Here is a 15,052-nt window from a genome sequence, read left to right as displayed (position 1 = left end):
ATGTCGTTTTAGGTGTGAAATGGAAATTTTAAAAAACTTAAATAATTATCAACTTTAAAAATTAAATTATAATGAAAGTAAAACATTTAAAATCAATTACAATCGTTGCTGTAATAGCTTTATTAGGTTCTTGTACTAAGACAGAAGAAATTATTAAAGAAATCAAAAATGAAGCGGGAGAAATTACACTAACTTTTGACAATGTGTATGCTGATGAAGATTTTGTATTAAACAAGGAATACACTCTTTCAAACGGAGAAAAAATAAAACCTAGCACCGCAACATATATCATCAGTAATGTTGTATTAACAAAAGAAGATGGTTCAGTTTATGCTATTCCTAAGTCAAAAAGCTATTTTATTGTTGATGAAAGCAAAAAAGCTAATACAGCAAAAATCAATCTAATGGGAATTCCTACCGGAAAATATACTAAAATTACTTTTGGTATTGGAATTGATGAAGCTCAATACAAAGCAGGAGCAGGCGGACAAGGCGATTTAACGGAAAGAGCTCGTGAATTTGGTATGATGTGGTCTTGGCAGGCGGGATATAAATTCATCAAATTTGAAGGAGAATTTACCTCTGCAACAAAAGCCAATGAGGAATTCAAAGTACATACTGGAAAAACCGGTGATGTGTACAATTATGCACAATCCGAGTTGTCATTAACAGAAAAAGCAATCATTTCGCCTGAAAAAACATCTTATATTACCATTAAAGCTGACCTTTCTAAAATTTTAGATGGAGAATTTAAACCAAGTTTGGAGCAAACACCACAAATTATGGGAGGTGAAGGTGTACGACAGATTACACAAAAAAACGTAAAATTAATATTTTCAGTAGGAAGCGTTCAAAATACGAAGTAAATAGAATAAAACTGTTTTGGGAAAAGGAAAGTCATTTTCTCTCAGAACAGTTTTGTTATTAATCTTGATTTTTTCGGAAAAATGAGTAGAATCATTATATTAGGAATATTGTGTCTATTTTTGGGAGCTTGCTCAAACCTAAAAGAAGAATATCAGCCTGCAAAAACTGATTTCCTTTGGACCAAACCACCGAATTTTCCATCAGTTATTTACGATATGAAAAACAATCCTTTTACAGAGAAAGGTGTTGCTTTGGGAAAGAAAATTTTTTACGACAAGAGAATTTCTTCAGATAGAAGTGTTTCTTGTAGCTCGTGTCACCAGCCAGAAGCCGCCTTTGCAGACAAGAACAAAGCCATTAGTTTGGGTGTTCAAGCTCGTGAAGGGAGTCGTAATTCTCCACCAATACAAAATATGGCTTTTCAAGGACAGTTTATGTGGGATGGTGCGTCTGACCATTTAGAACTGATGCCAATGATTCCCATAACGGCTGATGTAGAGATGAATGCAGAATTTGCAAACATAATCGCTATGATGAAAAGCGACCTCGATTATGTAAAATTATTTTCAGAGGCTTTTGATAATCAACAAATAAACACTGAAAACGTGTTGAAATCGCTGGCACAATTTATGGGCTTGATGATTTCTGCAAATTCACGTTTTGATAAATTCCGTAGAGGTGAAAATGGAGGAAAACTAACCTCTGATGAACTCTCAGGCTATGTTCTTTTTCAAAAAAAATGTGCTTCGTGTCACGCTACAGATTTATTCACAGACCATAGCTTTCGAAATAACGGTATGCCTATCAACCCAAAGTATAATGATTTTGGGAGATATCGTGTAACAGAAAGGGAAGGAGATAAATTCAAGTTCAAAGTACCAAGTCTTCGGAATGTTGAATATACAGCTCCGTACGGGCACGATGGAAGATTTGCTACGTTGGAAGATGTTGTGGAACATTATCGTTCTGGTGTTGTGAAGACACCAAACTTAGACCCCTTGTTACAGCAATCTAATTATTTGGGAATCTCGTTTACCGAAACCGAAAAAAAACAATTGATTGCTTTTTTAAAAACACTTTCCGATAAAGCTTTTATTAACGATAAACGCTTTTGGGAGTCCGAACAACATTAGAATTTTCATATAGAACTATTTTTCAAAGGCTGTCCAAATCTCTGGACAACCTCTGTGTTTTAAGTTTAAAGTTTATTTCTGAGCATCTATTCTAAATCCTCTGTGGCAAGATACACAATTGGTTAATAACTGATTGAGTTGTTCCTGCGTTCGTTTGGGTGAAAAGTTTTTCTCGGCTTCATCAGCTATTTCATCAAAGAGGTCGTGAGTTGAAAAACCTAATTGTTTGAAAGACAAAGGCAATGTTTGAACCAATCCCTGTGGAGCACATTCAGTTACAGCGTGTCCTGATTTTCGTGCCGCCTCAATGATTAGCTCAGGACGTTCGTACAAAATCCCTGCATTTATCTGTTGTACGCTTTCTACAAAATGCCTCATCTCTCGCATAACAAATTCTCGGTTATCGTTGCTCATCACAATGCTCACTCGCTCATCTCCTTCTATCTTTTGGGTACTTCCTCCTACAAACTTTGAGATAAGAAAAGCATTGATTCCTAAAGAAATAAGCAATAATCCTACAAAAATTATTTTCTTTATCATAGTAGATTAAAAATTATAATTGAATCCTACAACTATGTTACGTCCCATTCCTGGAATATAATTTGTAAAACTATCGATAGTTGCCCCCTGTGCCTTCATTGGTGGTGGAACTACGATTTTGTCTCTTACAAGATAACTTGAAGCATATATTTTGTTAGCAAGATTGCGTGCATCTACGAAAATTCCCCATTTATGACGTTGAAATCCTATTCTGGCATTGATGAGTGTGAAAGGGGCTTGATACAATTCATTCATATGATTGGTATATGTTTTCTCCAAAGATGATTCGGTGTTGATATTTAACAAAATTCCTAAAGAATGTTTATATTCCATTTTCCCAATGAGATAATGACGCGGAATTCCGGCAATTTGTTTGTCTTTATACAATCCTTCTTTGAAATAGAAATTACTGAAGTTATAGGTAGCTCCTACTTGCAAATAATCCTTATTTTCTACTATTCCATTCCAAATATGGGATGTAAATCCTATTTCCGCTCCTTGGTGAATGGTTTTTGAAGGCGAATTGATGGTATTACCACTTATTCCAACAAGGTCTGTAATAGTTAAAAGTTCACCTTTTATCCAAGAGTGATACAACGAAATATTCCATTGTAAACGATTCCCTATCTGACCTCTTGAGCCAATTTCTATGGTTGAAGCTGTTTGTTCGGATAAATCAGAACTTTCTATTTTAGTGGGACTTGAGTTAATACTTCCTCCCGAAAGATTTATCAATTCTAAAAAAGTAGGCGGCTCGTAACTTCTGCTGAAATTCGCATAGGTTTGCACTGTTTTGGAAGGAGAAAATACTAATCCTATTTTGGGATTTAAACCAAAGAAATTGTGTTGCTTATCAATAGCTTTGGAAGGGTTCATCGTCATTTTACTTGTCTGAAAACTGAATGAGGGACGCTGATTAGGATTGTCTTTCCTGTCTGTAATTTTTCTCAAATCCCAACTTGTTTGTAAAGATGCCACTAAATCTAATTCAGAAGTCAAAGAATATACCTCATTGAAATACAGAGTTTTGCTAAAAGCTTCCAAATCATTATTAGCAAATATGATTGACTTGCTTCCCAATCTGTTTATAAAATAAGTTTGATTAGTTTTTCCATAATGAAGACTTCCTCCAATTGAAAAATGATTTTTATTGGATTTATGCTCAAACACGATATTTCCTCCAAAATCATTATTGAAATTCTGACGAATATTTCCCGAGATTGGAAACGTGAATACATCATCTGCGTACTGATAATACATCACCGAATGAAATGAAGCCTTGTCACCTACCTTAAGAGTATTTTTGTTCCCTATACGGAAGATTTCACTTGCACGATTGGGCTTGTCTCTCAATACATTAGGACCCAAATTCTTAGGAGTTGGCTTCCCATTAACTTGCTTAGGGTCAGCATACATTTGAGCTTTGGTAATAGGACCTGCCACATCAAATGCCAAATTTGTGTAATTTGCTAAAATACGGGCTTCAAAATTATCAGAAAACCGATACCCCATATTGAACAATGCATTATATCTCTTAGAGCTATTGTACGTTCTAAATCCGTTGCTTTGATTGTAACTTGTTGATATAAAAATATCTTTGTTTCCTACATTTAGTCCTGAGGAAAGACTGGAGTTAAAATATTCAAAACTACCTTTTTCCAATTTAACAGCAATGGGCGATGCGTTGAATCCATTTTTGGTTACAAAATTTATCGCACCCCCCAAAGTAGCACTCCCGTATTGCAGGGCGTTTGATCCTTTATAAACTTCTACCAAATGAGAGGCTTGCGGTTCCAAAACCCCTATGATGTAGGATCCATCGGCAAAATTAATCGGAATCCCATCTTGTAGTAAAGCAACTCCTCTTGATTGCGGATTACTTTGAATTCCAGAGCCACGAATATTTAAACGAGGTTGGTCATTTCCTCCAAAAAACTCCTGAATTATCACACCAGGCTCGCTTCCTATGGCATCCTTAAGTGTTTGAGAACGTTGTGTTTTCAAGGCTGACAAATCGGTAAGAATAACTCCTCCGGGAATACGATTTAAATTCTTTTGAATTGCTGATTTGGAATTAGTTACTAAGCTGGGATTATCCGTAACCACAACCTCTTGTAATTCAATGTCATTTTTGAAAAGAATAGCATCCAAATAGGTTACTCTATTTTCGTTACTTGAGACTGATACTTCCACTGTTTTCTCTACAAATCCCATTTTGTAAATTCGTAAAGTTACTTTTGGGACAGGTACAGCAAGATTGTAAAGCCCCTTTTCATTGGTGGTAGCTCTAATTTTTCCATTTCCTTTTACTTCAACAATGACATCAGTAATAATATTTCTGTTTTCATCCGTGATTTTCCCTTTTATCTTATACGGGAAATTCTGTGCTTGCAATGTTGCAGTTCCTAACAATATTAATAGGTATCTGCCTAAAACTTTTACTATAATGCTTAATTTTATTTAGAATAATTAAATGCAAATGTAGTAGTTTAAGACAAAGGCAGCAAAAAAATAAAAGACTTTTTTGTGTTTTATTTTCAAATATAATTCATATTATTGAAAATAAATGTATTATATATTTTTAGAATATACTCTGTAATACCAAAAATCATATTTTGAAACTGTAATTAATAAGTTTAAGAATGAAATAAATAGAATTCCTCTTATCAAAAATCTTTTTTCTTTGCTTTACGATTGATGAAAAACAACAACCCCATAATCCAAGTCAGAAGCATTGCCATTGAAGCCCAAAGCCCTAATTTTGAACCGAAAAAACTCTTGAAAATAGCCCCCGTATAACCCATAAGTGCCGAAATATCCAACTTTAAAAGAATCAGTATTCTTGATAAATCAATCGGGTTGAAGAATGTAGCTATCAGCGAATATCTTTCAAGCGGATATTCCTGAAAAATAAGCAACGAAATCAGAAAAATACCATCGTAAATCACTGCCATAAAAAGCCATAAAAGAATCGAGAAACTAAATCCTTTTATTTTATTTTCATTGTGCAGAGCTATTAAATATGAAAAACCAGCGAAGATAAAATTTAGGAAAATCCCCGTTATTATCAGCATTAAAAAATTAAAAATCTCTCCAGAAAGCAAAACTCCGTATAACAAAAACGGTATTCCCATTCCGAAAAGCAAACTAAGGCTTAAAGACAATGCAATCCCAATATATTGTCCTATGAAAAGCGTGGTTCGCCTTAGTGGTTGTGCCAATAAAAGCTCAATGAACTCTCGTGAATTATAGTAGTACATCACTCCGAATATCGTAGCAATAAGCGGAATGAGAATTGTTACAATATTCATAAAAGTAATGATAGATTTGGCAACGTCATTGCTTAAAAAAAGTAAAATGCTACTAAGCAAAAGATAAAATCCTAAGTAAAAATACGACCAACTGCTACGCATCAGGTCAAAAAATGTATATCGAATAATCTTAATCATACGCTTGTTCTTTAAGTAATTGAGCTATGGCTTCCTGAAAATCTGTTTTTTGGGTTTTATTGATGAGTTCGGTAATTGTTCCTCTGAAATAAATATTTCCTTCAAGGATGAAAAGTACCTCATCGGAAAGTTCTTCTATGAAACTCAAAATATGTGAAGTCATCAAAATGGTTTTGCCTTTCTGCTTTTCTTTTATAATCAATTTTTTGAGTTCCAGTGTGGCGATGGGGTCTAATCCGGAAGTAGGTTCGTCAAGTACAATACACGGAGCATCAGCCATAAAGGTAAGCACGATATTTACCTTCTGTTTTGTTCCGCCGGAGAGATTTCCTAACTTTTTTTCCAGATGTTTTTCCAAATTGAACACCTCGATTAGCTCTTTATCATTGCAATTTTCGCCTTTTAGTTGCTTGATGAGCTTAATGAGTTCTTTAACTTTCAGATTATTCGGAAAGTTTGCAATTTGAGGTAGATATGCTATTTGTTGGCGATAATCCCACTTATTTTTTATGGTTTTTCCTTGAAATTTAATATCGCCATCGGTAGGGATTACCATTCCGAGAAGGCTTTTTATCAAGGTTGTTTTCCCTGAACCATTGGGACCTAATATGGCAAAGATTCCGTTGCCTTCTATGGCGAAATCAATGCCTTTTAGTACGTGCAATTTGTCAAATTTTTTATGTACGTTGCTAAATTCTATCATAGTATATATTTACTTTATTTCTTGATTGGATATGGACGCATCAAAGGCGACGGATCTATTAAGTTTTCGGGGGTGAAAGACGGAGCTACTTTTTCCGAAAAGTTGATAATATCAATAAAAAGACTTCGTAGTAACACAACACTTTCGGGAGTTTTGTTAGCAATGTACGAAAACAGTTTCACAGGGCGGAAAGGCACATCTCCAATGCCGTTTTTATCTAAATCGTAGCCCGTATAATCGCTCCAATAATTATTTTCAAACTTGTTATCGTGAACTTTATTGCTGTACGAAACATCAAAAGTGTTGTTTTCAAAATTATTATGGAAAAAATTGTTCGTATAACACGCCCCACGTATGCGGATTCCCCATCCGTTTTCCGAAAATGTGTTTTCTTCGTAATCAATTCGCGTACAGCCCTCTCCGTTAATGCCAACGGTGTTCTGATGAAAGGTATTTCCGATGATTTTTGAATCGTAAATTTCTTTCAGAAGCAATCCGTAAGAGGATTTTCCCCAGTTTTTCTGGAAAATATTTTCTTTCATTTCAATGAACTTAGAAAACATCACCGCAACTCCTGCCCCATTGGCACAAAATTCATTTTTGTAATAAATGTTATTATTCGAGAACATAAAATGCAAGCCATAACGAAGATTGTTATAACTTTTATTGCCTTTGATGGTGGATTCGGACACAAATTCAAAATAAATACCGTCACGCGACTTTGACACATCATTATTTTCAATGGTTACACGATTGCAGTACCATAAATGAATGGCATTTCCGGAATTGTACTCCTCTTTTGCTCGCCCAACGACTTGATTTTGCTTTACAATGCCATCGTTGGACTTTTCTAAGAATATTCCGTAGTAAATATCCTCAAAGGTATTGTCCTCAATGATGAAATTATTGCTTTTTACAAGCCTGATTGCTGCATAATCCTTCGTGAAACTTTCTCCAACACCTTTAAAATGAAATCCTTTTATGACAATGTCAGAAGTTTTGGCAACAAGTATTTCTCCTTTTCGCTCTCCGTCAATAATTGGGCGATTTTTTCCTAAAATAACCAGTGGCTTATCAATGGTTAAATCGTGTACTTTATAAGTTCCCTTTTCAACAAGAATAGTGTCATTGGGCTGAGCCATTTCAACAGCTTGTTTTAAGGTTTTTACTTGACAATTTTGGCAAACGGTAATCGTGTTTGCTTTGACAAAAAAGCCAATTAACAGAAAGTGATATAAAAGTAATTTTTTTAGCATCAAAAAAAGTGTTTTTTAATATGATTTTTCAGTAAAAAATATCGCAATGAAGGTGATTTGGTTTCTGATTTCTCTGTTTGATATTAAAATTTGAAAATTGTAAGAGAAATTCCATACTTTTGAAATGTCATTTTTCGGTATGAACAGAAAATATTTCTTATTTTAGACTTATATTTCATTTTGTACAGAAAATTTTTCTAATTTCCCCATTGTTTTTAGTTATTTAATACTGTGACTTTGTTATTTCCCCATCGGATTTACATTTTCCCCTGTCGGATTTACATTTTCCCCCGAGCAACTTGCTTATTTTAGGCACAAAGTTAGCCATTCCCCCGAAAGGATTGGCTATTTTGTAGTAAAGTTTTCGTATTTTGGAGAGAAAGAAACCCTTTTGAAGAAAATTATTGAGTTTTTTTAGTCAAAACTGACTTATTTATTCCGACTCTTCTTCCAAAAAATATTGCTTGATGGCTTCCCAATCGTATAATTTTCCGTCTTTTTCTTTGTGCATTTTCTCTGCATCGGCTTTATTTTCAAAAGCAGAAAGAAACGCTCCCATTGGGCTTGGAAGATTTTCAGAAATTAAAAAAGTAGCCTTTGTTGCATCGACCAACCTATCTTGTGACATATAATCGCAAGCCAAATAAAGTGCTACATCTTCCTTTTGGTCACGAAGCATACACTCTATGGCATCATAACGATAGGCTTTGCCTTTATTGGTTACCACTTCGGCAGCAAATTGCTTATCCACAATGGTCATTTGGCAGTAATCACACAAATGGCTTCCGTAATCGATGGGTTGTGCTTTGGGTTTACAGCTAATTACGCTTGTTATTATCCCGATGAAAATAATTATTCTTGATATGTTCATATTTTTAGTGTTTGAGTATTTTATTTTTGACAAAAAATAAGTGTTGCCAATTATAGGATTATCATCAAATCAACAACACTTATTATAAAACTTTAAGAGATATTCTTACGCCTGTAAACTATCATAAACGCCACGAAGGCTATAATACTTGCCAAAATCATTGCGTAAGTTCCCATATCGGGATATGATTTTGCAAGGAAATTCAACAATTGTTTTTCTCCTAAAAGCGGTGGTTGATAACTCATTCCAGGTATTTTAATTTGTGCCGTAGGGTTTAAATTATGCCCGTAATCGTATTCCCACAAATAGAAGTCGTATATACCTAATGCCCCTAACACAATAAGTAGCAAGCTCCACACCAAATAAAGGATTTTCTTTCCTATGATGGCAAAAACAACTCCCAAAATCGCCAATCCGATGATTATATACGGAAAGTAAGTCAATTCAGGAATGCTTTCGGGAGTTATGGCTTTCATCCCGATGTAGTGATTTAGGATATTTACGTTTTGAAGCGTGAATTCGTCACTTCCTGTTATTTTGTTAATCCAAATATACATTTTTATCCCCTCAGGATACTGCGGAGCCTCCAATGTAATGTTCCAGATAGGAAATGCAAAAAGCGACAACATCAGCATCGAGGCGATAAACATCAGTACGCGTGATAGATTTTTCATAACAGCTGGTTTTAAATAAAGTAAGTACGCATTGTTACGTACTTACTTTACGGATTTGTTTTTATTCTTCACCTAAACTCCATTTGAGTTCAACATTCGCATTTTTGTCTGAAACACGAATGTATCCTTGCATTTCTTGGTGCAAAGCCGAACAGAAGTCTGTACAATAGAACGGATAAATTCCCGCTTTCAGAGGCTCCCAATAAAGAGTTTCTGTTTGTCCCGGCATAACGAGCAACTCGGCATTTTGTGCACCCAATACTGAGAATCCGTGAGGAATATCCCAATCTTGCTCTAAGTTGGTTACGTGGAAGTAAACCTTGTCACCTACTTTAATTCCTTCAATATTATCAGGAGAGAAGTGGCTACGAATCATTCCCATATACACGTGAACGATGTTTCCTTCACGAACTACTTTTGCCTCTGCGTCGCTTCTTACAACGTACGGGTGTTTATTATCTTTAAGCGGATAATATTTCACAGATTTAGGAGCTATTTTGTCAGCGTGAATACCTTGTGCATAGTGAGGCTCACCGATGGTTGGGAAATCCAACAAAAGTTGCATTTTATCTCCCGAAATATCAAACAATTGAGCTGATTGTGTAAGTTCAGGACCTGTTGGCAGATATCTGTCTTTCGTAATTTTATTCATAATCAACAGATATTTTCCGTCTGGTTTTTTGGAGTCTCCTCCCGGAATCATTAAGTGCCCCGGAGAGTAGTACACCGGCTGTCTGTCCACAATTTCCCAAGTACCTACTTTCCATTTGATAACTTCAGAAGAAATGAAAAGCGTAGTGTAAGCAAAACCTTTGTCGTCAAACTCTGTGTGAAGAGGTCCGAGCCCTGCTTCTTTCACGATTCCTCCAACTACTTCGTCCATTTTCAAGATTGGCATTCCGTAAGCCTCTCCTTCAAATTTTTTCTCTTCGATGGCTTTCAAAACTTTTGTGAAAGAGTGAACGGTCAAATCCGTAGAAAGTTTTCCGTTACCAACGATATATTCCCCTGTTGGGTCAACATCTACTCCGTGAGGAGATTTTGGTGTTGGTAGCAAATAAACCAATCCGGGGCATTCTTCAGGCGATAAAACTTTCACTTTGTTTTGTTTGGTAGAAGTCGCGATGTGTGTGTGTTCATCGTAAATGTTATGCATATAGCTTGCTTCTACCTCTTTGAACTTACCTTCTTTGATGAATTCTTCTGCTTTTTTCCAGTTTATGGCAGCGATGAAGTCTTTATCATTTTGAGAAGCCTCTACTTCCAGAAGTGTGTTAGCCTCTTCGGTGTTGTACGTTGTGAAGAACATCCAACCGTGAGAAGCTCCCTTACCGGAGTGAGCCAAATCGTAATTGAATCCTGGCATTAACACCTGAAATTCAATATTCATTCGGCCGGTTTGAGGGTCAACTTTGATGAATGAAAGCACACCTTTGAATTTTCCTTTGTACTGATTGATAGCCACGTCTCCCTGCGGATAAGGCACTGCGAAACGAGTTCCTGCAACTATGTATTCAGTATTTTCCGTAGTAAAAGGTGAACTGTGGTTTCCGGCACTGTTCGGGATTTCGATAATCTCGGCAGTTTCAAAGGTAGATAAATCAATACGTGCGATACGCGGCGTATTATTTCCGTTAATGAATAACCAACGTCCGTCCGTTTCTCCGTTTGTTTGAGAAAGTTCAGGGTGGTGCGAGTCGTCCCAAGGAATGAAGCCGTGTGTGGTTTCCAACATTGGTTTTGTTTCCTCGTTGTAGCCGTATCCTTTTTCAGGGTCCTGAGAAAATACGGGAATCACTTTAAGCAAACGCCCGGAAGGCAAACCGTAAACGCTTACCTGTCCGCTAAATCCACCCGATAGAAAAGCATAAAACTCGTCGTGTTCACCGGGTTTTACATATACTTTTGATGCCACATCGGTATCCAATATGCCTTGACCGTTTTTTTTGTCAGAGCCGCAAGACACTATTGCCGACAACAAAGTAACGCATCCGAAAAATTTAATTACATTTTTCATATAGAAACTATTTAATATTATCCAAAATTATTCGATGGTTCTGAAATATTCCAAAATTTCACGAGCCTGTTGCTCAGAAACATTTTGGTTTGCCATCGGAGCTCCGTTAGCCTCTTTAAGCAATTGCATTGCGATTGGGTCTTTCTGAATCATTTCTTCCGGATTCATAATCATATTCATAACCCACTCCGGCGAACGTCTTTTTAAAATGTCTTTCGGAGCCGGACCAATGAATTTTTTTGTAGGTCTATGGCAAGCCGAGCATAATGTTTTGAAATGCTCCTCCCCTTTTTTAGCCATAGCTTGGTCGATTGTTTCGCCAATGGTTACACTTTTGACCGGACCTATTCCTTTGTTTGACATAAAATCCGAAGGATTAGACGTATCCACCACCTCAGCCTTAGGAGTTTCTTTTTCCGTTACTGTTGTTTGAGGCGTACTTTCTTGTGTTTGCTGCTGATTCTGATTGTTGTTTTTACAACTTGCAAAAATGAGCAAAACTGCTGCTAATGTTGTTGTTATTCTTTTCATACGAATTATTATTAGTTTGTTAGTATATTTCTTGGCAAAAGTATAAAAAACACATCGAAGATAAAAAGATTTTTTTATCTTTTTTTAAGAAAGTTTAATATCTAAAAGAAGAATATATGTTAATCATTTGTTTATCAATCTTTTAAATAAATTAATATTTCTTTAAAAGAATTGAAAAATAAGGTTTTAAGAGTATATTTTTTTAGTGTTGTTAATCTTTAAATAGATACTCTGTTAGTCGTTGTTTTCCTTTTTTTTCCAAAATACCCTGTTCCACTGCCCATTTCAAATCTCGACTTGCAGTTGGAGTGGAAATATTTTTAAAACTCTGTAAATAATCCTTCCTGCTGAATGTTAGGTTTCCTATTTTTTCTCGAAATAAAGCTATTCTATCTTCTGTTTTAAGCGTTTTGTTTTGAGTGTTTAACAAAGCTTCTAAAGCTTCTAAAATAATTGATAGCATAAACTCTATGAATGGGGTAGAATCTCCTTTTTTGTCAGATTCTGAAAGCTTGGCGTAGTACAATTCTTGTTTTTGTTTAATCAAACTTTCTATAGGTAGAAACTCAAAAACAGGATATTGTTGCATCAAAATAAGTGTTTGCCAAAGTCGTCCCATTCTTCCATTGCCATCCAAAAATGGATGTATAAACTCAAATTCGTAGTGAAATACACAACTTTTTATTAAAATTGGGTCTTTGTCTTTTTTTAAGTAGGTGAAAAGATCTTTCATTAATCCCTTTACAATTGCTCCACTTGGAGCAATATGTTCCACTTTTGAACCCTTTACAATGCCTACGTTGGATGTTCTGAATTTTCCTGCATTGTTAATAAGTTCGTTCATCAAAACTGAATGTGCCTTTTGTAAGTCTTTTATTTCAAATGGATTGTAATTTTGGAGTTGATTGTATATCCTTATCGCGTTCTGAACCTCAAGAATATCTTTTGGTGGTGCAATAACTCTTTTATTTTCTAGCAAAGCTGTAATTTGCTCTTGTGTGAGTGTGTTTCCTTCAATCTCTAATGAGGATTGAATCGTTTTGATTCTATTTTTCTTACGAAGCTCAGTGGTAGGTTTGTAAAGATGATTAGCATTAATTTCTCCTATTCTTTCTGAAATATAGGTTATTAGGTGTAATATCTGACTCGTTATTTGATAAGGAGGTTTCATTTTGATAGTATCATTTGATACTGTCAAAGATACAATTATTTTTTTGAATTTTAAAAGACATTCAATAAAAAAGTTGACATAAATACTTGTTTTTATTTTATGATTCCAATTTCTCTAACCGTTGTTGTGTGTCTTTGTGGCTAATAATACTATAACAATTAAGCCTTTTGACAGTCTATTGGCTTTTGAAGATTTTCATTCACCTTTTCTCCGCATAGGTTCTCCAAAAGTGGAAAAATTCTCTCAATTTGTATCAAGGTTTAAATTGTGATTATCCTTGGGGATTATTTCCTTTCTCCTAAAAAATAACAACAAAATTATTTTTCTGATAAAAAACGAGTTCCGAAGCTTTTCCCCTTTCTAAATTTTCTCTTGATGCAGATGAAATCAAACTAGGGAAAATTAGAAAGGCGAGAAGGTCTTTATGTGCAATTTCATTGTATATACAAAGACACATCTTGCAACTTAAATTCGCTCTAAATTTTAGAGCTCTCAAATATCTAATAATCAATTATTTATTAAATATTTTGCAGAAAAAAATGAAAGAAATTTAAAGCTCTAAAAAATGAATTTTATAGCTCTTAAATAATTAATAATCAGCTTGTTATATTTTGTGCTTAAAAAACCATAATACGAAGCATTGTTTTAAAAATAGAAAAACTTATTTTTTTTATTCAATAATAACATAATAATGACAAAAATCGTATTAATTCACTAAAAAAAATGTAATATACTGAAAATAATTTGTTTACAAATATGCCTTGTATTATTTTACGCAGGTGGTCGGAGATACCTTATTAGTTGATTACAAATTGTAAGTGAGCGAGAGTGAAATATTCTATCATTTGCGTAACCAAATAAGAATCTGCTATGATAAATAGCTCTTTACTTATCAAAGAAAACTCAAGCTTATATAGTTTGGAGAGTAGAAGATAAATATGTTTAAATGTGCTTATTTTTACAATTTTGTAATATTAACAGTATAAATGTAGTTTTTAGTGTCTTATTTTTCAAAACAGTAATATCTATAAGCAAAAAGGGACTAAAACGAGGAAGTCCCTGTTTTAGTCTCTTTTAAATGTTAAGTAGTTGATTTTTAATCTATACTGAGGAGAAGATGTACAGGTTTTTATCGTTACAATTTTGATTACAATACGAAAAGGAGAAGAACTTTATACAGAACATATATTCAGAGATTTTAATGATATAGACTCTCTGTTCAGAGCAAAACAAAAAGAGTATGGTATTAAATAGTTTTGATTTTTGTGCTTGGTTTATCTTGCAACATTTACGAGGTTATAAGCCGTTGGATTCTTCGGGCTTATAAGCTTAAAAAGCTGTTCCGAGAGGAAAGAAATTTCTTCTGAATCTTTAATAGATATCAGAGGAAATTACGTAGTGGATTTGTTTCCCAAAGAAGAAAAAGTAATATTTGAGGAAGACAAAAAACTAACCTATGAAGAGGCTTTTTCTGAAAGTGAATTGGTACTTTATGCTACTGATATTCAAAAATTAGGTAATTCATATGCACGTGGTATAAAAAAGTTTTATCTATACCAAGTAAAGGAAGGGTACATCAAAAAATCACCTAAAAAATTCAAGTCGAATAACAAAATACTGTTCATCTCTAATGAGGATTTATTCACTGGGGATATCCTTAAAGACTCTGTTTACCTGTTTTTGACTCCCCTTGCGGATTATAAGCTATTGAAAAACCATTCAGACATTCAATATAGTTGGTTGGAAAAAGCCCCTTTGCTAACAAAATAACTTATTAGATGAAGCATCATATGGGTATTACTCCTCTTCTTTTCGTATCAAATGAGCCAAATCAGGGTCG

General features: G+C 34.6%; 13 protein-coding genes. 3 read left to right on the top strand and 10 right to left on the bottom strand.

What is annotated here, in order from left to right; all coding sequences use genetic code 11:
* Window positions 1–71 precede the first annotated feature (71 nt).
* The gene (locus GN105_RS12405) at window positions 72–866 is read left to right on the top strand and encodes an MbnP family protein (protein WP_155285704.1); all 795 of its coding nucleotides are present in this window, start codon (window positions 72–74) and stop codon (window positions 864–866) included.
* 81 nt (window positions 867–947) lie between these two features.
* Entirely contained in the window at window positions 948–2,000 is a 1,053-nt protein-coding gene (locus GN105_RS12400; RefSeq protein WP_155285703.1) for a cytochrome-c peroxidase, read from the top strand.
* 72 nt (window positions 2,001–2,072) lie between these two features.
* Here the strand turns inward: GN105_RS12400 and GN105_RS12395 are convergent, their stop codons facing one another.
* From GN105_RS12395 to GN105_RS12350, 10 genes are all read right to left on the bottom strand, one after another.
* Entirely contained in the window at window positions 2,073–2,540 is a 468-nt protein-coding gene (locus tag GN105_RS12395; RefSeq protein WP_155285702.1) for a hypothetical protein, read from the bottom strand.
* A gap of 6 nt (window positions 2,541–2,546) precedes the next feature.
* Window positions 2,547–4,952, bottom strand: coding sequence for a TonB-dependent receptor domain-containing protein (locus GN105_RS12390; protein WP_227977439.1), 2,406 nt, complete (start codon window positions 4,950–4,952; stop codon window positions 2,547–2,549).
* Between the two features lie 254 nt (window positions 4,953–5,206).
* The gene (locus GN105_RS12385; RefSeq protein WP_155285700.1) at window positions 5,207–5,989 is read right to left on the bottom strand and encodes an ABC transporter permease; all 783 of its coding nucleotides are present in this window, start codon (window positions 5,987–5,989) and stop codon (window positions 5,207–5,209) included.
* Complete coding sequence (locus tag GN105_RS12380) at window positions 5,982–6,692, bottom strand: ABC transporter ATP-binding protein (RefSeq protein ID WP_095896671.1); 711 nt, start codon at window positions 6,690–6,692, stop codon at window positions 5,982–5,984. Before GN105_RS12380 ends, GN105_RS12385 begins: the two co-directional genes overlap by 8 nt.
* Window positions 6,693–6,706: 14 nt before the next feature.
* Window positions 6,707–7,948 carry a nitrous oxide reductase family maturation protein NosD gene (gene nosD, locus GN105_RS12375; protein WP_095896670.1) on the bottom strand — a complete coding sequence of 414 codons (1,242 nt, stop codon included), beginning with the start codon at window positions 7,946–7,948 and terminating at the stop codon, window positions 6,707–6,709.
* Window positions 7,949–8,381: 433 nt separating this feature from the next.
* Window positions 8,382–8,819 carry a nitrous oxide reductase accessory protein NosL gene (locus GN105_RS12370; RefSeq protein ID WP_095896669.1) on the bottom strand — a complete coding sequence of 146 codons (438 nt, stop codon included), beginning with the start codon at window positions 8,817–8,819 and terminating at the stop codon, window positions 8,382–8,384.
* A 92-nt stretch (window positions 8,820–8,911) separates the two neighbouring features.
* Complete coding sequence (locus tag GN105_RS12365) at window positions 8,912–9,493, bottom strand: hypothetical protein (protein ID WP_095896668.1); 582 nt, start codon at window positions 9,491–9,493, stop codon at window positions 8,912–8,914.
* Between the two features lie 61 nt (window positions 9,494–9,554).
* Window positions 9,555–11,510, bottom strand: coding sequence for a Sec-dependent nitrous-oxide reductase (gene nosZ, locus GN105_RS12360; protein ID WP_095896667.1), 1,956 nt, complete (start codon window positions 11,508–11,510; stop codon window positions 9,555–9,557).
* 27 nt (window positions 11,511–11,537) lie between these two features.
* Window positions 11,538–12,041: a c-type cytochrome gene (locus tag GN105_RS12355; RefSeq protein ID WP_018278494.1), complete on the bottom strand. Its 504-nt coding sequence runs from the start codon at window positions 12,039–12,041 to the stop codon at window positions 11,538–11,540.
* Window positions 12,042–12,252: 211 nt separating this feature from the next.
* Window positions 12,253–13,212: a Fic family protein gene (locus GN105_RS12350; RefSeq protein WP_173015010.1), complete on the bottom strand. Its 960-nt coding sequence runs from the start codon at window positions 13,210–13,212 to the stop codon at window positions 12,253–12,255.
* Window positions 13,213–14,610: 1,398 nt separating this feature from the next.
* Between GN105_RS12350 and GN105_RS12345 the strand changes: the two genes are divergently transcribed.
* Window positions 14,611–14,982 carry a hypothetical protein gene (locus tag GN105_RS12345; RefSeq protein ID WP_155285698.1) on the top strand — a complete coding sequence of 124 codons (372 nt, stop codon included), beginning with the start codon at window positions 14,611–14,613 and terminating at the stop codon, window positions 14,980–14,982.
* Window positions 14,983–15,052 lie beyond the last annotated feature (70 nt).

The organism is Capnocytophaga felis (assembly GCF_009684755.1).
GTDB lineage: Bacteria > Bacteroidota > Bacteroidia > Flavobacteriales > Flavobacteriaceae > Capnocytophaga > Capnocytophaga felis.
This window is presented reverse-complemented; position numbering and strand designations above follow the sequence as displayed.